Source organism: Streptomyces roseofulvus (assembly GCF_039534915.1).
GTDB lineage: Bacteria > Actinomycetota > Actinomycetes > Streptomycetales > Streptomycetaceae > Streptomyces > Streptomyces roseofulvus.
Window position 1 is genome coordinate 4,254,837 of the sequence record NZ_BAAAWE010000001.1, and the last position, 17,247, is coordinate 4,272,083.

The 17,247-nt window shown below is 74.1% G+C and carries 17 protein-coding genes, 1 tRNA gene and 1 other RNA gene; 8 read left to right on the forward strand and 11 right to left on the reverse strand.

Annotated features, from left to right (window positions below; genetic code table 11):
• Positions 1-2: 2 nt before the first annotated feature.
• Both ABFY03_RS19575 and ABFY03_RS19580 read right to left on the reverse strand, forming a co-directional pair.
• On the reverse strand, positions 3-575 hold the full coding sequence (locus tag ABFY03_RS19575) for an RBBP9/YdeN family alpha/beta hydrolase (protein ID WP_346170471.1): 573 nt from the start codon (positions 573-575) through the stop codon (positions 3-5).
• 168 nt (positions 576-743) lie between these two features.
• Complete coding sequence (locus ABFY03_RS19580; RefSeq protein ID WP_386723644.1) at positions 744-1,394, reverse strand: TetR/AcrR family transcriptional regulator; 651 nt, start codon at positions 1,392-1,394, stop codon at positions 744-746.
• A 167-nt stretch (positions 1,395-1,561) separates the two neighbouring features.
• Here ABFY03_RS19580 and wrbA point away from each other — a divergent pair, with 167 nt between their 5' ends.
• Complete coding sequence (gene wrbA, locus ABFY03_RS19585; protein WP_319011646.1) at positions 1,562-2,170, forward strand: NAD(P)H:quinone oxidoreductase; 609 nt, start codon at positions 1,562-1,564, stop codon at positions 2,168-2,170.
• A gap of 67 nt (positions 2,171-2,237) precedes the next feature.
• Here the strand turns inward: wrbA and ABFY03_RS19590 are convergent, their stop codons facing one another.
• Together ABFY03_RS19590 and ABFY03_RS19595 are read right to left on the reverse strand one after the other, a co-directional pair.
• Positions 2,238-2,525, reverse strand: coding sequence for a metal-sensitive transcriptional regulator (locus tag ABFY03_RS19590; protein WP_189852505.1), 288 nt, complete (start codon positions 2,523-2,525; stop codon positions 2,238-2,240).
• Positions 2,526-2,616: 91 nt separating this feature from the next.
• Positions 2,617-3,033, reverse strand: coding sequence for a YciI family protein (locus tag ABFY03_RS19595; RefSeq protein WP_319011647.1), 417 nt, complete (start codon positions 3,031-3,033; stop codon positions 2,617-2,619).
• A gap of 138 nt (positions 3,034-3,171) precedes the next feature.
• Here ABFY03_RS19595 and ABFY03_RS19600 point away from each other — a divergent pair, with 138 nt between their 5' ends.
• Positions 3,172-3,798 (forward strand): MarC family protein, encoded by a 627-nt coding sequence (locus tag ABFY03_RS19600; RefSeq protein WP_319011648.1) that lies wholly within the window; start codon positions 3,172-3,174, stop codon positions 3,796-3,798.
• A 229-nt stretch (positions 3,799-4,027) separates the two neighbouring features.
• Here the strand turns inward: ABFY03_RS19600 and ABFY03_RS19605 are convergent, their stop codons facing one another.
• Positions 4,028-5,092 carry an aldo/keto reductase gene (locus tag ABFY03_RS19605; protein ID WP_319011649.1) on the reverse strand — a complete coding sequence of 355 codons (1,065 nt, stop codon included), beginning with the start codon at positions 5,090-5,092 and terminating at the stop codon, positions 4,028-4,030.
• Between the two features lie 153 nt (positions 5,093-5,245).
• Positions 5,246-6,088 (reverse strand): alpha/beta fold hydrolase, encoded by an 843-nt coding sequence (locus tag ABFY03_RS19610; RefSeq protein ID WP_346170472.1) that lies wholly within the window; start codon positions 6,086-6,088, stop codon positions 5,246-5,248.
• A gap of 109 nt (positions 6,089-6,197) precedes the next feature.
• On the opposite strand from ABFY03_RS19610, the gene ABFY03_RS19615 reads away from it, so the two are divergent.
• Positions 6,198-6,671 (forward strand): carboxymuconolactone decarboxylase family protein, encoded by a 474-nt coding sequence (locus ABFY03_RS19615; protein ID WP_346170473.1) that lies wholly within the window; start codon positions 6,198-6,200, stop codon positions 6,669-6,671.
• On the opposite strand, the gene ABFY03_RS19620 is transcribed toward ABFY03_RS19615, so the two are convergent.
• From ABFY03_RS19620 to ABFY03_RS19635, 4 genes are all read right to left on the reverse strand, one after another.
• On the reverse strand, positions 6,668-6,886 hold the full coding sequence (locus tag ABFY03_RS19620) for a DUF4287 domain-containing protein (protein WP_346170474.1): 219 nt from the start codon (positions 6,884-6,886) through the stop codon (positions 6,668-6,670). The genes ABFY03_RS19615 and ABFY03_RS19620 overlap by 4 nt on opposite strands.
• 69 nt (positions 6,887-6,955) lie before the next feature.
• Entirely contained in the window at positions 6,956-9,211 is a 2,256-nt protein-coding gene (locus ABFY03_RS19625) for an ABC transporter permease family protein (RefSeq protein ID WP_346170475.1), read from the reverse strand.
• Entirely contained in the window at positions 9,208-9,882 is a 675-nt protein-coding gene (locus ABFY03_RS19630; protein WP_346170476.1) for an ABC transporter ATP-binding protein, read from the reverse strand. The genes ABFY03_RS19625 and ABFY03_RS19630 overlap by 4 nt, the downstream gene beginning before the upstream one ends.
• 60 nt (positions 9,883-9,942) lie before the next feature.
• Complete coding sequence (locus ABFY03_RS19635) at positions 9,943-10,356, reverse strand: hypothetical protein (RefSeq protein WP_319011655.1); 414 nt, start codon at positions 10,354-10,356, stop codon at positions 9,943-9,945.
• 275 nt (positions 10,357-10,631) lie between these two features.
• Between ABFY03_RS19635 and ABFY03_RS19640 the strand changes: the two genes are divergently transcribed.
• A complete protein-coding gene (locus ABFY03_RS19640; protein WP_346170477.1) occupies positions 10,632-11,201 on the forward strand; it encodes a hypothetical protein in 570 nt (189 codons plus the stop codon).
• 115 nt (positions 11,202-11,316) lie between these two features.
• On the opposite strand, the gene ABFY03_RS19645 is transcribed toward ABFY03_RS19640, so the two are convergent.
• Positions 11,317-11,404 (reverse strand) — tRNA-Ser (locus tag ABFY03_RS19645).
• A 108-nt stretch (positions 11,405-11,512) separates the two neighbouring features.
• Between ABFY03_RS19645 and ffs the strand changes: the two genes are divergently transcribed.
• The 4 genes from ffs (at position 11,513) to ABFY03_RS19665 (ending at position 17,185) form a co-directional block, all read left to right on the forward strand.
• An RNA gene (ffs, locus tag ABFY03_RS19650) (signal recognition particle sRNA small type) lies at positions 11,513-11,611 on the forward strand.
• A 112-nt stretch (positions 11,612-11,723) separates the two neighbouring features.
• Complete coding sequence (locus ABFY03_RS19655; protein ID WP_346170478.1) at positions 11,724-13,856, forward strand: DNA polymerase III subunit gamma and tau; 2,133 nt, start codon at positions 11,724-11,726, stop codon at positions 13,854-13,856.
• 61 nt (positions 13,857-13,917) lie between these two features.
• On the forward strand, positions 13,918-15,168 hold the full coding sequence (gene purD, locus ABFY03_RS19660; RefSeq protein WP_346170479.1) for a phosphoribosylamine--glycine ligase: 1,251 nt from the start codon (positions 13,918-13,920) through the stop codon (positions 15,166-15,168).
• Between the two features lie 262 nt (positions 15,169-15,430).
• Positions 15,431-17,185 carry a M48 family metalloprotease gene (locus tag ABFY03_RS19665; protein WP_346170480.1) on the forward strand — a complete coding sequence of 585 codons (1,755 nt, stop codon included), beginning with the start codon at positions 15,431-15,433 and terminating at the stop codon, positions 17,183-17,185.
• Positions 17,186-17,247 lie beyond the last annotated feature (62 nt).

Sequence of the window (17,247 nt, forward strand, 5' to 3'; positions counted from 1 at the left end):
CGCTAGTCGGTGCCGGTGATCCGGGTCTCCGGGTTTTCGCACCAGCGCAGCACGGCCGGCCACGGGCCGAGTCCGCTGTCGGGGGTGAGGTGGCCGCCGCCCGGCACCAGGTCGGTGTCGAGGCCGAGCGGGGTGCCGTAGTGGTGGGCGGCGCCCTCGGGGCAGTACGCGTCGCCGTCCCCGTACACCAGCCGGGCCCGTACGCCCTCCTCGGCCAGGTCGAGGCCGTCGGCGAAGGCGGCGATCTCCGGGATGCCGGCGGTGACGCCGGGGGAGGGCGGGGCGACGAGCAGCACCCGGTCGGCGTCGGGCCGGCGCGCGCCCGCCCGCAGCCAGAGCAGCACGGAGAGGCTGTGCGCGAGGACGACGAACTCGCCCTCGGCCGGCCGCTTCCCGTGCTCCTCCAGCGCGTCCAGCCAGTCGCCGAGGACGGGCGCGTCCGGCTCGGGCAGCTGCGGGTAGCGGACCTCGTGGCCGCGGGCGCGCAGCTCGCCGGCGAGCCAGTGCTGCCAGTGGCCGACGGGCCGGTGGTTCTGGAAGCCGTGCAGGACGAGGAAGGTCTTCGGTGCGGTCATGGCCCGCATCGTGGGGTGTGCCCCGGCCCGCGGTCCAGGGCGTTCCGAGGAGCGGACGGCGGGGCGGCGCGGGCCGCGGGCCCGGGGCCGTTGCGCAGGCCGCGCCCGGGGCCCCGTCCCTCAGGCCGCGGCCCGGGCCGTCCTCCGGACCCCGCCCGGGGCCGTTTCTCACGTCCGGAGCGTCAGCAGCTCCCGTACGCCCGCCTTGATCCGCTCCGCCGGGAGCGCCTGCTCCACCGCGAGGTGGTGCAGCAGGTCCGGCGCGAACGGCGCGAGGACGAGATGGGCGAGCAGGGCGGCGTCGGCGTCGGGCCGCAGCCGGGAGACCAGCATCGCCGCGTGGGTGTGCATGACCTGGTAGGCGCCGCTGTGGTACCGGGCGCGGGGCGCGGCCGAGTGCGCGGCGAGCAGGAGGGCGCGCTGCTCGGCGACCCGGTCGACGAGCGCGTCGAGGAAGGCGTCGAGCCGCTCCCCGGCGGGGGCGCCCGGCCCGAGCGGCGGCGGGCCGCTCATGTACGCCTCCTGGAACTGGCGCTCGCGGTCGTCGAGGAGCGCCCAGAGCAGCTGCGAGACGTCCCCGAAGCGGCGGTAGACGGTGCCGACGCCGATGCCGCTGGCGTGGGCGACCTGGTTCATGGTGACCGCGTCGGGGCCCTTCTCGGCGACGATCCGGTTGGCGGCGTCGAGGATCTTGCGCCGGTTGCGGGCGGCGTCGGCCCGCTCGGGGGCGGCGGACGGGCCGGTGCCGGGCGCGGCCGGGAGCACCGTGAGCAGCGGCGCGGGCCCGTCGCCGGTCCCCGGTGTTCTCGTGCTGCTCATCCGCCTGCCCTGCCCTTCGTCGCGCCCCCGCCCGTCGGTGTCCCGTGCTTCGAGCATACCCGCCTCCCTTGCCATCCGGATTGCTATCCGCTTAAGCTGGAACCAGTTAATCGGATAACGATCCGCTTGAGTTCCGCTTGAGTGCCGTACGCAGCGAGGAGCCCGTCATGTCCGTGAAGGTCGCCGTCGTCTACTACTCGTCCACCGGTGCCGTGCACCAGCTCGCCCAGGCCGTGGCCGAGGGCGCCGAGAAGGCCGGCGCCGAGGTGCGCCTCCGCCGCGTGCCGGAGCTGGCCCCGGACGCCGCGATCGACGCCAACCCGGCCTGGCGCGCCCATGTCGACGCCACCACCGGCGTCGAGGTCGCCACCCTCGACGACCTGGAGTGGGCGGACGCGTACGCGCTCGGCTCGCCGACCCGCTTCGGCAACGTGGCCGCGCAGCTCAAGCAGTTCGTCGACACCACCGGCGGCCTGTGGCAGCGCGGCGTCATGGCGGACAAGCCCGCCACCGCCTTCACCAGCGCCCACAACGTCCACGGCGGCAACGAGTCCACGCTGCTCGCCCTCTACAACACCTTCCACCACTGGGGCTCGGTCATCGTCTCCCCCGGCTTCACCGACCCGGCCGTCTACGCGGCCGGTGGCAACCCGTACGGCACCGCGCACCCCGGCGCCAACGGCGCCCCCGCCGAGAACGTCCTGGCCGCCGCCCGCTACCAGGGCGCCCGCCTCGCCACGATCGCCAAGCGCCTGAAGGGCCTCGCGGTCGACTGACCCCGTCGCACGACGTGAAGCACCCCCGGCGCACGACGACCGCCGGGGGTGCTTCCTTTATCAGGGGTCAGGCCAGCGACAGGAACAGCTTCTCCAGCCGGGCCCGCATCCTGTCCGGGTCCTCGCCGTCCCGCTTCCCGTTCTCCATCTCCGTCAGGCACTGCTGGAGCCCCGTCGCGATGATCGCGAACCCGGCCCGGTCCAGCGCCCGCGAGGCGGCCGCCAGCTGGGTCACGACCTCCTCGCAGTCGCGCCCCTCCTCGATCATCCGGATCACGCCCGAGATCTGGCCCTGCGCCCGGCGCAGCCGGTTCAGCACGGCCTTGAGCTCCGCGCCCGCGAGATCGAGTTCCACAACCACTCCTCCAGCACCGACCCCGGGGGGTCATCGCCTCCCCGGATGCGGGAGGCCTTCGACCACCAAGGATGACACCTGCCCGCTCCGCTCAGTCCTGCCCCGGACCCGCCTCGTCGATCCGGCGGATCACCACCGGGTACTCCGGGGCGCCCGCGGGCTGGGGGCAGCGGGCCACGCGGGCGGCGATCTCCGTGACGCGGTCCAGGCTCGCGCACTCCAGGACCCAGTAGCCGGCCAGGACCTCCTTGGTCTCGGCGTACGGGCCGTCCGTCACCACCGGGCGGCCGTCGCCGTCCAGCGACACGAAGCGGGTCTCGCCCGGGTCCGCCAGGCCCTGCCCGTCGAGCATCTCGCCGCTCTCCGTCAGCTCCTTGTTGAGCGTGTTCATGAAGTCGAACATCGCGGTCAGGGCCTCCTTGTCCCAGGCCGGGCTGTGAGCCGAGCCGCGTCCGGACATCGCCTCGTAGTCGGCGTGCGAGCCCTGCACCATCACCAGGTACTTCATGACGTCCTCCTCCGTCTCGTGCGGGGGGTGGTGTCCCCTCTCGAAGGTGGGTCGGAGCCGGCCCCGGGATCTCGACACCGCGCGGGCGGGATTCTTGAAATACGTCCGGAATCACCCGTACATCCCATGATGTCCGCCATGGAAACCTTCACCTTCGCCGGCGCCTTCATCACCTTCTTCTCCGTCGTCGGCCCGCCGAAGGTGCTCCTCGCCTTCGGCGGCCTCGCCCAGGTCCACCCGGTGCGGCAGCTCCGCACGATCGCCCTCGCCTCCTCCGGCGCGGCGGTCCTCGTGGGCCTGGTCACCGGCAGCACGGCGCCCTGGCTGCTGGAGCTCTTCCACATCAGCACCCCCGCCCTGCAGCTCGCGGGCGGCGTCATCTTCTTCATCTACGCCGTCGGGCTCGTCCTCGGCGTGCACCTCGGCTCCGACGGCCCGCACGACGACGCCCCCGACCTCCGCAGGGGAGTCCGCGAACTCCTCATGCCGTACGTCGTCAGCCCCCTCGCGATGACCGCCCTGCTCATCGAGGCCGCCGACCGCTCCTCGTTCAGCTGGCGCTCGACGGTGGTCGGGGCGTACGTGGCGGTCATCGCGCTCGACCTGATCTGCGTCCTGCTGCTCGCCCCGATCCTGCGCCGCACCCACCACGCCACCATCGAACTCCTCGGCCGGCTCCTCGGCCTGCTGCTCGCCGCGGTCGGCGTGGACCTGCTCCTCGACGGCCTCTTCGACCTGGGCGTCCCCGGCCTGGACCGGCGCTAGGCCGTCTCTTCCGGATCATGCCGGGCTCGCGACGCCTGGCGCGCACGCACCAGACGCCGCTCCCTGATCCGGCCTGAAACGACCTAGGCCCGGACTCCCGCCGGGCGCCCGGCGGGCGAACAGGGCCCGGTCTTCCTCACCCCGCCGCCGGGCACCGACACGGCCGACCGCCTGGCCCTGCTCGCGGGGGTCGGCACCGACCGGTTCACGCCCTGACGGCGCCCCGCCCTCAGGCGTCCGACGCGGCCCGCTCGCCCAACGGCCGCCGCCGCAGCGCCGGTTCGACCAGGGCCGGCGGCCGCCAGACCCCGTCGGCACGGTAGAGATCCGTCCCCGGCGGCACGATCGCGTCGATCCGGTCGAGCACCTCGTCGTCGAGGACCAGCGAGGCGCCCTTCAGCAGCCCGTCCAGCTGCTCCATGGTCCGCGGCCCGAGGATCACCGAGGTCACGGCCGGATGCGCGGCGACGAAGGCGACCGCGAGCTCGGGGAGCGAGCAGCCGATCTCCTCGGCGAGCAGGGCCAGTTCCTCGACGGCGTCGAGCTTCGCCGCGTTCTCCGGCAGGGCCGGATCGAAGCGGTGCGGGGTGATCGCCGCCCGACCGCGCGAGAGGTCCACCTCCCGCCCCTTCCGGTACGCCCCCGAGAGATACCCGGAGGCGAGCGGCGCCCAGGTCAGCACGCCCATCCCGTACCGCTGCGCCACCGGCAGCACCGCGGTCTCCACCCCGCGCGCGAGCAGCGAGTACGGCGGCTGCTCGGTCCGGAACCGGCGCAGCCCGCGCCGCTCGGCCACCGCGTGCGCCTCGACGATCCGCTCGGCGGGGAAGGTCGAGCAGCCGAAGGCCCGGATCTTCCCCTGGGAGACGAGGTCGCCGAGGGTGTCCAGGGTCTCCTCGATGTCGGTCCGGTGATCCGGCCGGTGGACCTGGTACAGGTCGATCCGGTCGGTCCCGAGCCGCGCCAGACTGGCCTCCACGGCCCGGACGATCCACCGCCGGGACAGTCCGCCGCGCGCGGGCCCGTCCCCGCCGACGGGGAAGTACACCTTGCTCGCGAGCACGGTCTCGTCCCGGCGGCGCGGCTCGCGCAGCGCCTTCCCGACGATCTCCTCGGACTCGCCCGCCGAGTACATGTCGGCGGTGTCGACGAAGTTGACGCCCCGGTCGAGGGCGGAGTGGATGATCCGTACGGCGTCCTGGTGGTCGGGGTTGCCGACCGACCCGAACATCATGGTGCCGAGGCAGTAGGTGCTGACTTCGATCCCGGTCCCGCCGAGTACCCGATAGCGCATGCGCGGCACCCTAGGACTTCGAGCGCACTCCAGCGCAAGCCCCGTGAGGACGTCGAGCGCACTCCAGCGCGAGTCCCGTGAGGACGTCGAGCGCACTCCAGCGCGAGCCCCGTCGGACCTCCTGCACGGCCTCGCGCGGGACCGGCGCCCGAGCTAGCGCGCGACCTCCTGCACGACCCGGGGCGCGTCCTGGCCCGTGACCTCCCGCAGGAACGGCGCCACCACCCCGTACAGCTCCTCCGGCCGCTCCAGATGGAGGTCGTGCCCGGCGCCCGGGAAGCAGACCCCGCGCAGCCCCGGCTGCCGCCGGACCATCCCGTCCCACTGCGCGTCCCCGATGATCCCGTGCTGTCCGAGGACGGCGAGGAGCGGCACGTCGATCGCCTCCCACTCCTCCCACCAGGCGCGGAAGGCGTTCTCGGCGAGGGAGTGCGCCAGCGTGGCGGCGTCGAACCGCGGCCACCACCCGCCGTCCCGCTCCTCCAGGCCCGCCGCCCACCCCTCGCCGACCGCCCCGCCCCCGAGGTGCGCGACGGCCGCCGCCCGGCTCGCGAACGGCACCGGCCACCCCTCCAGCCACCCGACGACCTGCGCCACGTCCTCGGGCGACGACCTGTCGGGCCCGGCCTCGACCAGCACGGCCCCGGCGATCCGGGGATGCCGCCGCGCGGCGGCGAGCAGCGCGGCGACCCCGCCGTACGACTGCCCGACGAGCACGAACGGCCGCCCCGGCCGCTCCTCGACGACCGCGAGCACGTCCTCGACGTACGCGGCCCGGGAGACGTCCCGCGGCTTCCGCTCGCTCGCCCCGTGCCCCCGCTGGTCGAGCGCCAGCACCCGGTAGCCGTCGGCGCTCAGCGGCCCGGCGAGCCCGTCCCACTCCCCGCAGTGCCCGGCGAGCCCGTGCAACAGCAGCACGCCGGGCCCGTCGCCGCCCCAGTCGCGCAGCGACAGCGCCGTACCGTCCCGCTCGAATTCGTGCGTGACCCAGCTCACACCCATCTCCGCCCCGTCCCTGTCACAAACCCCGTCGCAGACCCGTCAGTCCCATGAAAGCGCCGAACGGACAGCACGGACCACACCGAACACCCTCAGGGAGACCCGGATGAACCCCCGCCTCAACCTCTTCGCCAGCCCCGTCGCCGGCAAGGTCGTCAAGCACCTCGCCTCCGCCGGCTTCGCGATCCCGGACACCGTGCTCCCGCACAGCACCCAGGAGCTGGTGAAGATCCGCGCGAGCCAGCTCAACGGCTGCGGCTTCTGCCTCGACATGCACACCAAGGACGCCGCCGCGGCCGGCGAGACCGCCCTCCGCCTCAACCTGGTCGCCGCCTGGCGCGAGGCCACGGTCTACACGGACGCCGAGCGCGCCGCCCTCGAACTGACCGAGCAGGGCACCCGCCTCGCGGACCACCACACCGGCGTGACCGACGCGGCCTGGGAGAACGCCGCGAAGCACTACGACGAGGAGCAGCTCGCCGCGCTGGTCTCCCTCATCGCGATCATCAACGCCTTCAACCGCCTGAACGTCATGACCCAGATGCCGGCCGGCGACTACGTCCCGGGCCAGTTCTCCTAGTTCCCCACCCGGCCGTCCTCGGCCCGGACGGCCGCCACGAGCGCGTTGGCATGCCCGTGCCCGAGCCCGTACTCGCTCTTCAGCCAGCCGACGAGCTCCATGTGCCTGGCGAGCGGCGAGGACCGGATCAGCTCGAACCACTCGGACACGGGCCGCCCGTACTTCTTCTCGATGGAGGGGAAGTAGCCGGCGGGACCCTTGGGCGAACTGGACACGAAGACCTCCGACGGTCGGTACGGGAGGCGCCCCGCCTCCCTCCCTACAGACCGCGCTCCGGCCCGAAACTAATCTCTCCGGATGTGCTCGGGATCCACGTGCCGCCGCACCATCGGTACGGAGGCGACCCCGGCGACGACGAGCACCCCCACCGCACTCCCGACGAGCAGCGGCAGCCCGCCCCAGTCCCAGTGCACGGCCCCGCCCCCGGTGATCAGGTAACTCGACTCGGCCAGCCACCCGGCGACGACGGCCCCACCCAGCCCCACCCCCAACGGCACGACCACCTGCACGACCTGCACCACCCGCAAGGTCCCGCCCCGAGCCCCCAACAACCCCAGGGCCGCCACCTGCCCCCGCCGCTCCAACGCCCGATCGGCCACGGACACGACGAACGCGGCCACCCCGACGACAAGCCCGAGCACCATCCCCACCACCAGCAGGCTGCGGACGACGGTGAGTTGTGCCAGCGCGTCGATGACGATTCCCACCGCGTCCACCTCCACGGTCGGCGCCACGGCCCCGATTCCGTCGAGCACGGCCCGCACGGTGCCCGCGTCGGCCCCCGAGACCAGCGTCAGCGTCCCCGCCCCCGCGGCGAGCCCCGTCGGCGCCATCGAGGGCGGCACGAGCAGGCTGTGCGGCTGCAGGACGGAAGGCTGGTACGCGCGCATCTCCGCGCTGCTCTCCGGCACGGTGACGACGGACTTCCGCCCGTCCCGGAGCGCGAACGGGAAGCGGTCCCCGGGCTTCGGGTCGTACTCGGACGGCGGGGTGCCGTCGCCCAGCCGCACGACCCTGCCGTCGACACAGCCCCGCACCGAGACCGCGAACGCGGCGACCTGCTCACACGTGCCGACGACCACGTCGAGCCCGGTGCTGAACGGAGCGCCGGGCGCGCTCCACGAGCTGTACGAGGCCAGATGGGCCCGTACGCCGGGCACCCGCGCCAGGTCGCGCTGCTGCGCCGCGCTGAGCCTGCTCAACGGCAACTGGTACTCCTGCACCGGTGCCGTACGCCGGCTCACCTGGTCCAGTTCGATGAGCACGCCCTGCGTGAGCGAAGCCCCGAACACCAGCAGGACCAGCCCGGTGGCGACCCGCAGCGAGGACCCCGGATCCACCTCCGTACGCCGCATCGCCAGCGTCATGGGAAGAGACCTGGACGCTCCGGCGAGACGCCGCGCGAGCCAGGCGGTGACGGGCGGCAGCCCGAGGACGAGCCCGACGCCGGTCAGCAGCACGGCACCGGGCACGAGCAGGGAACTGGCGGATCCGCCGGACGGGTCCCGCCCCATCACGCTCATCAGGCAGTAACCGCAGATCACGCCCAGCCCCGGTACCAGCAGCAGCGCCCCCCATGTCCGCGGCGGCCTGCGCTCCGCCGTCCGGCGCACGGCGATAGGCGTGAGCGCGGCCCGTCGGGCGCTGAACAGTCCGACGACCCAGGCGAGCGCCGGGCACCCGACCAGACACACCGCCACGGTCGCCCACTCGGGACGCCCGTCCGCCGGGTACCACCGCAGCCCCGGCAGGCCGATCCGCGCCGCGATCTCGTTGACGCCGAGATAGCCGACGAGCCCGAGCACCGCCCCGAGGCCCGCCGCCGCGACGGTCTCCCCGGCGTTGACCCGCACGGTGTCTTTGATGCTGAGACCTACCAACCGCAGCGCCGCCAGCCGCCGTGCGCGGGACTCACCGGAGAGCCGGGCGCAGACGGACAGGAAGATGCCGAGGGGCAGGAGCACGATGCACCCGAGGGTGAACCGGAGGATGTCCAGTGTCTCCGGGTCGATGACCTCGTCGTGGAGCCTTCCGCCCCCGAAGCGGGCGAGCGCCTGCGGCTCGGTCAGCCGGTCCGGGGTGGTGCCGACATAGGCGTAGAGCTCGTCCGGGCCGCCGAGACCTTCGGATCCGATGGTGCCCGTCACCCGGCCGGGGACGAGACCCGAGGCGCCGGGGTTCGCTGTGAGGACGTCCCGAAGCGCCGGCGAGACGACGGCCTCCCCCGGACCGGGGAGCGCGGCGAGGCCCGGCGGAGGCGGAACCCGGCCTGGTCCCGTGCGGGCGAGGAAGACCCGCCGCAGCGGCCTCGATCCATAGGGGTCGAGGAACTTCTGGAAGGCGACGGCACCGCGCTCGGCAGGAACGGGCTGCCGCGCAGTGGTGCGGGTGTCGTGGGCCGACAGGATCGTGGGGATGGTCAGAACCGCCGCGAGACAGGCCACCCCAAGCCCGGAGCCGAAGGCCATCAGCAGGAAGCGGAGGCGCCCCCTGCGCCCGCTGCCCCACAGCAGGCGCAGTCCGAGCAGGAAGGGGTTCACACGGTCACCCGCTGGGTGAGCACGCCGTCCACCATCGCGTACTGGGAGTCCGCGCGGGCGGCGACCTCCGGGTCGTGGGTGACGATGACCACCGCGGTGTCCTGGTCCTTCGCGAGCCGCAGGAACTCCTCAAGGACCGCCGAGGCGTTGGCACTGTCGAGCGCCCCGGTCGGCTCGTCCGCGAAGACCACGTCCGGCTGGTGCACGAGCGCCCGTGCGACGGCGATCCGCTGACGCTGTCCGCCGGACAGTTTCGAGGCCCTGCGGCGGAGCAGGTCGCCCAGGCCCAGCCGACCCAGTACGCGCGCCGCCGCCGCGTGGGCCCGGTCCTTGGCGACGCCCGCCAGGCGCAGGGGCAGAGCGGCGTTCTCCTCGACGGTCAGTTCGTCGAGCAGCTCGCCGTACTGGAAGACGAACCCGATGCGTTCCCGGCGTAAGGCGCTCAACTCGGTGTCGGGGAGGGACGACAGCTCGACCCCGTCGAACGTCACCGTCCCGCGCGTCGGCGGCAGTACACCGGCGAGGCAGTACAGAAGGGAGGACTTGCCGGAGCCGCTGCTCCCCATGATGGCGGCCACTTCGCCGCGCGCGAGTACGAAATCGGCGTTGCTGACGGCCTGCTGCTCGCCGTAGAAGAAGTCCACGCCCTCGGCGCGGAGGATGACGTCCATGATGCCGGGCTCTCTGAAAAAGGGGGAGCCGCTGAGCGCGGCTCCCCCGGTGGGTCAAGGTCAGCGGTGGAACTCTCGAAGCTTCGAGCAGTTGTCCGGCCGCAGGGAGCCACGGTCCCGGCACGCCTGGATCCGCGCCTGACCCGTCTCGAGCATCGCGCCGTCGAAGAAGACGTGGTCGACGTGGACCGTCTTCTTCTGGACGCCCTTGACCCGGGTCCAGCCATAGGCCTCGACCCGCGCGCGGAGGTAGACGTTGTGCCCATCGCCGGGGTCGGAGTCCTTCAGGTTCCCGTCGACGTGGAATCCGCCGTGGTGCACGAACCTGGGTTCCCACTTGTAGGAGCCCTTGAAGAAGACGCCCGAAGAGCGCATCTTCAGCCCCTTCCACGAGTCCGCCACCGCCACCCCCGCCCCGCCGAAGAACAGCCCCGCGACGACCGCCGCGGTGAGCGACTTCCTCAACTTCCCCATGAGTTGCCCCTGATTGCTTAAAGAGCCGACTGGTCGTCACAGAAAGTAGCGCCTCCGCTGCGGGGAGGGTGCCGCAGGAACGTGCCTCCGTCGGATCACCGCCCGATCCGGTGAACGGAACGTCGGAAAAGGATCTCTTCGGAGACTTTCGGGCGGCACAAAAGGCCAGGTCAGAACGGCTCTCGTGGGTGAGGGGCGGGTCACGGTGGGGCCGTAGGGGTGATCAACGGTGCGCCTGCGTGAAGTGATCCACACCGCCCCCCGAGGATGCGCGCATGCGTATCGACCTCACCCCCCGTCACGTCCTCCGCCGCGCCCTCGTCCCCCTCGCCGCCGCCCTCGCCCTCCTCGGCACCGGCGCCGCCTCCGTCGCCTCGGCGGCCGACGCGTGCGGGTCCGTGATCACCGCGCCGCTGGAGCGGCCCGTCTCCGCGGACGACCCCTGTCCGAGCACCGACCCGGTGGTGTGCCGGATCCGGGTGATGCCGATGGACGAGAAGGTGGAGGCCCAGCGGACCCGGATGCGGTACCACGGGCTCCTGGAGGACATGCGCAGCACCGAGGCCCGCATGCGCGAGGCGGGGGCGAGCGACGAGGAGATCGCCCGGGAGATGGTCGACATGCGGAACCAGGCCAAGGCCATCACCCGTGCCGGGATGACCGAGGAGGAGGTGCGCGTCCTGGAGGCCCGGAACCAGGCGAAGTACGGCAACCCTCTCGGCCCCACCGCCGACCAGCTCTACGCCAAGTACGGCTCCTGGGCGAAGGTCATCGACGCCTCCATGCGCACCAGCTACGCGGTCGACCGTGAACTGAGCCTGGAGTACCGCCCCTGCCCCGTGTGATCCGGCTCTCTCCCGGCCCGGACCGCCCCGCCGCCCGGGCCGGGAGGCCGCCGAGAACGTCGAAGGGCCCCACCGCGAACGGTGGGGCCCTTCGACAACGTGCCCGGTGAGGCACTGGCGGAGGATACGAGATTCGAACTCGTGAGGGGTTGCCCCCAACACGCTTTCCAAGCGTGCGCCCTAGGCCTCTAGGCGAATCCTCCGGGGAGAACATTACATGACCGCGGAGGGTGCTCGCGAACGTCGTCCGGGGCGGTCGGACGCAGGTGGGGGAGGGGGTCCGGCGCGGGGCGCGGATCGGGTAGGCTGGGCGGAGCCCCTCACGCGGCGCTATCTGACTGAACTCCCCCAGGGCCGGAAGGCAGCAAGGGTAGGTCGGCTCTGGCGGGTGCGTGGGGGGCGCTTGCGTTTCCGGGGAGCGGGGGGGCGAGGCCCTACCCCGGGGAACGGGGAGCGGGGAGCTCAGGTTGTGGCCCCCGGCTTTTTCCCGGGTTGTCGGCGGGCGCCTATAACCTCGTATACGTGTCGTCTCTCGCGCTGTACCGCCGCTACCGCCCCGAGTCCTTCGCCGAGGTCATCGGGCAGGAGCATGTCACCGACCCGTTGCAGCAGGCCCTGCGGAACAACCGGGTCAATCACGCGTACCTGTTCAGCGGACCGCGCGGCTGCGGCAAGACGACCAGCGCGCGGATCCTGGCCCGCTGTCTCAACTGCGAGCAGGGGCCGACGCCCACGCCCTGCGGCGTGTGCCAGTCCTGCCGGGACCTGGCGCGGAACGGGCCGGGGTCGATCGACGTCATCGAGATCGACGCCGCCTCGCACGGTGGTGTGGACGACGCCCGTGACCTGCGCGAGAAGGCGTTCTTCGGACCCGCCTCCAGCCGGTACAAGATCTACATCATCGACGAGGCCCACATGGTCACCTCGGCGGGCTTCAACGCCCTGCTGAAGGTGGTCGAGGAGCCGCCGGAGCACCTCAAGTTCATCTTCGCGACGACCGAGCCCGAGAAGGTCATCGGGACCATCCGGTCGCGCACCCACCACTACCCCTTCCGGCTGGTGCCGCCGGGCACGCTGCGGGAGTACCTCGGGGACGTCTGCGGGCGCGAGGGGATCCCCGTCGAGGACGGGGTGCTGCCGCTCGTCGTGCGCGCCGGCGCCGGGTCCGTGCGTGACTCGATGTCCGTGATGGACCAGCTCCTCGCCGGTGCCGGCGAGGACGGCGTGACGTACGCCATGGCGACCTCGCTGCTCGGTTATACGGACGGCTCGCTGCTGGACTCGGTCGTGGACGCGTTCGCCGCGGGCGACGGCGCCGCGGCCTTCGAGGTCGTCGACCGGGTCATCGAGGGCGGGAACGACCCCCGGCGGTTCGTCACCGATCTGCTGGAGCGGCTGCGGGACCTGGTGATCCTGGCCGCCGTGCCCGACGCCGCCGAGAAGAGGCTCATCGACGCGCCCGCCGACGTCGTGGAGCGGATGCAGGCGCAGGCGTCGGTGTTCGGCGCCGCCGAGCTGAGCCGCGCCGCCGACCTCGTCAACGAGGGGCTGACCGAGATGCGCGGCGCGACCTCGCCGCGCCTCCAGCTGGAGCTGATCTGCGCGCGCGTGCTGCTGCCCGCCGCCTTCGACGACGAGCGGTCGCTGCTCGCCCGCCTCGACCGGCTGGAGCGCGGCGCCGCCGCCGCCGCGCCGCAGGCCGCCGCGCCCGTCTTCACGCCGGCCCCGCCCGGCGCGCCGCCGATGGGGTACGTCCCCGGCCCCGAGGCCCACACGCCGATGGCCCCGCCGCCGCCCCCGCAGCAGGCCGCCCCCGTACAGCAACAGCCGCAGGCGCAGCCGCAGCCGTCCGCCCCGGCCGACGCCGCGCGGCCCGGTGCCTGGCCCGGGGCCGCGCGCCCGGGCGGCTGGCCGACCGCGGCGCCCGCGCCCGCTCCCGTCCAGGCACCGGCGCAGGCACCGGCCCAGCCGCAGGCGCAGCCCGCCGGCCAGGCTCCCGCCGGGGACATGGCCGCCGGGGCCGCCCAGGTGCGGAACATGTGGCCGTCCATCCTCGAAGCGGTCAAGAACCGGCGCCGCTTCACCTGGATCCTGCTGAGCCAGAACGCGCAGGTGGCCGGGTTCGACGGCACCACGCTCCAGCTCGGCTTCCTCAACGCCGGCGCGCGGGACAACTTCGCGAGCAGCGGCAGCGAGGACGTCCTCAAGGCCGCGCTCGCCGAGCAGTTCAACGTGCACTGGAAGGTCGAGGCGATCGTCGACCCGTCGGGCGGCTCCGCGCCCCCGCCGGGCGCCGGGAACTTCTCCGGTGGCGGCAACTTCTCCGGTGGCGGAGCCGGCGGCTTCGGCGGCGGCGGTTTCGGCGGAGGCGGCGGCCGGCCCCCCGCCCCGCCCGCGGCCGCCCCCGCCGCGGCGCCCGCCCCCGCGCCGGCGCAGGCCGCCCCGCCCGTCGCGCAGGCCGCCGCGCCCGCGCCCGTACAGGCTCCGGCGCCCGCGCCCGCCCCCGTACAGCAGCACCAGCCGCAGCCGGTGGCGCCCGAGGACGACGTGCCGGAGGAGGACGATCCGGACCTCGTGGAGTCGGCGCTCTCCGGGCACGAGCTGATCGTGCGCGAGCTCGGCGCCACCGTTGTGGAGGAATACACGAACGACTAGGGCCGTCTCGCTCGGTGGCCCGCACAAGGACCTTCCCGGCCATCCGGCTACCCTGGCTGGCGTGAAGGTCCTCGTCATCGGCGGCGGCGCCCGCGAACACGCCCTGTGCCGCTCTCTCTCCCTCGATCCCGACGTCACCGCTCTGCACTGCGCGCCCGGCAACGCCGGAATCGCCGAGGTCGCCGAGCTGCACCCGGTCGACCAGCTGGACGGCGGCGCGGTCGCCGCGCTCGCCACGGAGCTCGGCGCCGACCTGGTCGTCGTCGGCCCGGAGGCCCCGCTCGTCGCCGGTGTCGCCGACGCCGTCCGCGCCGTCGGCATCCCGGTCTTCGGCCCCTCCCGGGAAGCGGCGCAGCTGGAGGGCTCCAAGGCGTTCGCGAAGGACGTCATGGCCGGCGCCGGTGTGCCCACCGCCCGCAGCTACGTCTGCACCACCCCCGCCGAGATCGACGAGGCCCTCGACGCGTTCGGCGCCCCGTACGTCGTCAAGGACGACGGTCTCGCGGCCGGCAAGGGCGTCGTCGTCACCGACGACGTCGAGGCGGCCCGCGCCCACGCGCTGGCCTGTGACCGCGTGGTCATCGAGGAGTACCTGGACGGCCCCGAGGTCTCCCTCTTCGCGATCACCGACGGCACCACCGTCCTCCCGCTCCAGCCCGCGCAGGACTTCAAGCGCGCGCTCGACGGCGACGAGGGCCCGAACACCGGCGGCATGGGCGCCTACTCGCCGCTGCCGTGGGCCGACCCGAAGCTGGTCGACGAGGTCATGGAGACCGTCCTCCAGCCGACCGTCGACGAGCTGCGCCGCCGCGGCACCCCCTTCTCCGGCCTGCTGTACGCGGGTCTGGCGATCACCGGCCGCGGCGTGCGGGTCATCGAGTTCAACGCCCGCTTCGGCGACCCCGAGACCCAGGTCGTGCTGGCCCGCCTCAAGACCCCGCTCGCGGGCGTCCTGCTGCACTCCGCCAACGGCACCCTCGCCGACCAGGCGCCGCTGGCCTGGCGCGACGACGCCGCCGTCACGGTGGTCGTCGCCTCGCACAACTACCCGGGCACCCCGCGCACCGGCGACCCCATCGAGGGTCTCGCCGAGGTCGCGGAGCTGGACGCGCCGCACGCGTACGTGCTGCACGCCGGCACCCGGCGGGACGGCGACGCGGTCGTGAGCGCCGGCGGACGGGTCCTCTCCGTCACCGCCACCGGTTCGGACCTGGCCCAGGCCCGCGAGCGCGCCTACGCGGCAGTCGGCCGCATCCGCCTTGACGGTGCGCAGCACCGGACGGACATCGCGCTCAAGGCCGCCCAGGGCTGACCCGCGCGGGAGCGAGGGCGCGGCCGGGAAGTCAAGCGACCGGCCGCGCCACCGGCACCACCTTTACCCAAAGCCATTCGATCGAGTGACGGCTCGGCCATCTGGATGACGCCCGCCGAAGCCCCAACTAGGGTGCGGCGCAGGCGTTCCGGCACTTGGCCCACCGGCATTGCGATGTCGGTGACGGGTGCCACAGTGGGGGAGTGAGCAACACCACCACGGGTAGTCCCGTCCTGGACGGGGAGAGGGGGTGAGGTACGGCGTGTCCGGCAGTGGCTTCGGAAACGGCGGCAGCGACAGCAGCCTCGGCGAGGAGTGGGGCGTGCGGGCCGCGCGCTCCCGCGCCCTCGCCGTCCTCCGCGTCCGGGGGCGGGCGCTCGGCGCCGCGATCCTCCCCGCCGCCGTCGCCGTCGTGCTGTACGCGGGCGAGGTCACCGGCCACTTCACGGGGACGGGGTGGACCACCGCCCGCTGGACCGTGACCGTCGTCGCCGTCCTCGTCCTGCTCGCCGCCGCGGCCGTCGCCCTCGTCGTCGCCCGGGCCCGCCCGGCCGTGACGCCGACGGTGGAGCTCACCGAGGCCGCCGCCCCCGATCTGCACCGCCTGGTACGGGACCTGGCCGACCGGCTCGACGTGCCCGCGCCCTCCGCGATAGCCCTCACCCCGGACTGCGACAGCTGGCTGGAGGACCGCTCCCATCCGGCGCACGGGCGGGCGGCCGTCCCCGCCGGCGCCGGTCCGGTCCTCGTCATAGGCTCCCCGTTCCTCTGGTGGATGCGGGTCGGCGAGCTGCGGGCGGTCCTCGCCCCCGTCGTCGCCGGTACGGGCCCGGCCGCCGATCCCGACATAGCCGCCGCCCGCCGCTTCGTCCGCGGGCTCGACGCGGCCGTCGCCGTCCCCGGCGAGCCCGGCCTCGGCGCGCTGCGCCGGCTCGGCGCCCGGGGCGTCGGCCGGGTGGCCCGGCTGCTGCTGCGGGCCTGCGGCACGCACGCCGCCGAGATGGAGCGCGGGGTCGCCGCCGCCGGTTCCGAGCGGGCCCAGGCCGTGGACCACGGGGCCAGGATCGTCGCCCAGGAGCAGGTCGGCCTGGCCTACGCCGGCTGGGACCGGCTCCTCACCCGGGTCGCGCTGCCCGCCTGGCGGATGGGCCGCTGGCCCTCCGGGCTCGACGCGGGCGTGGTCTCCGCGCTGACCGAGCTGTCGAACCGCGACCGGCTCGCGGAGGGCTTCTCCTCCCGGCTCGGCGAGCGCCCCGCCTGCGACCTCCTGGAGGAGCCCGGCGCCGTCGACGAGGCCGCCTCGCTGCTCGCCGCCCGGCTCTTCCACGGCGGCCCGGCCGAGCCGGGCCCGGACTGGGCGCCGGTCGAGTGGAGCCGGTACCCGGAGGAGGTCGTCGACCGGAAGTGGCGCGTGGAGGCGGCCCGCCTCCACGACGTCCTCGACCGGCTGGGGACGGGCAGCGGCCCCCGCACCGCCGAGGGGCCGACCCTCAGCCGGGTCCTCACCCATCTGACGGCCCCGGCCCCGAGCGCCGCGCCGGAGAAGCCCGACGACCTCCCCGCCGTCTTCCCGGACACCGCCGGGGAGGCGGACGACGACGAGGTCGGCAACCCCGCCGCCGACGCGCTCGCCGCCGCGCTCAGCGCCCAGGTGGCGCGCGAGGAGGCCCAGCGCGAGGCCCGGGCCGCGGCCGCCGCGCCGGCCGGCGGGGGCATCGCCGGCTTCACCGGCCCCGACGGGCCCTGGCCGCTCTGTCCGCTGCTCCCGCCCCGCACCGGCCGGGACCTGCTCGCCGACCACGTGACCGCGCTGGTCTGCTGCGCCGCCGTCGACTCCACCGGCGCCGCGCCCGGCCTGGACTGGCTCGACGGGCCCGCGCTGCTCGTCGGCGGCGAGCGGGCGGCGGACCTCGGGCCGCGCGTGCTGGCCCTGGTCGAGGAGGGCGACCCGGCGCCGCTGCGGGCCTGGCTCAGCACGACCGGCGTCCGCCCCGAGAAGCCCGTCCGGCTCCTCTGACCCCGCCCCGGAGAGCCCGGCCTCGGGCCGCCCTACCGGAGCGTCGTGTTCCACCTGCAACG

Bases quoted from the DNA above. Each gene is read 5' to 3' on its own strand.
- wrbA (WP_319011646.1), top strand. From the start codon at position 1,562: ATGTCCGTGAAGGTCGCCGTCGTCTACTACTCGTCCACCGGTGCCGTG.
- ABFY03_RS19575 (WP_346170471.1), bottom strand. From the start codon at position 575: ATGACCGCACCGAAGACCTTCCTCGTCCTGCACGGCTTCCAGAACCAC.
- ABFY03_RS19580 (WP_386723644.1), bottom strand. From the start codon at position 1,394: ATGAGCAGCACGAGAACACCGGGGACCGGCGACGGGCCCGCGCCGCTG.
- ABFY03_RS19605 (WP_319011649.1), bottom strand. From the start codon at position 5,092: ATGCGCTATCGGGTACTCGGCGGGACCGGGATCGAAGTCAGCACCTAC.
- ABFY03_RS19600 (WP_319011648.1), top strand. From the start codon at position 3,172: ATGGAAACCTTCACCTTCGCCGGCGCCTTCATCACCTTCTTCTCCGTC.
- ABFY03_RS19595 (WP_319011647.1), bottom strand. From the start codon at position 3,033: ATGAAGTACCTGGTGATGGTGCAGGGCTCGCACGCCGACTACGAGGCG.
- ABFY03_RS19630 (WP_346170476.1), bottom strand. From the start codon at position 9,882: ATGGACGTCATCCTCCGCGCCGAGGGCGTGGACTTCTTCTACGGCGAG.
- ABFY03_RS19640 (WP_346170477.1), top strand. From the start codon at position 10,632: ATGCGTATCGACCTCACCCCCCGTCACGTCCTCCGCCGCGCCCTCGTC.
- ABFY03_RS19615 (WP_346170473.1), top strand. From the start codon at position 6,198: ATGAACCCCCGCCTCAACCTCTTCGCCAGCCCCGTCGCCGGCAAGGTC.
- ABFY03_RS19635 (WP_319011655.1), bottom strand. From the start codon at position 10,356: ATGGGGAAGTTGAGGAAGTCGCTCACCGCGGCGGTCGTCGCGGGGCTG.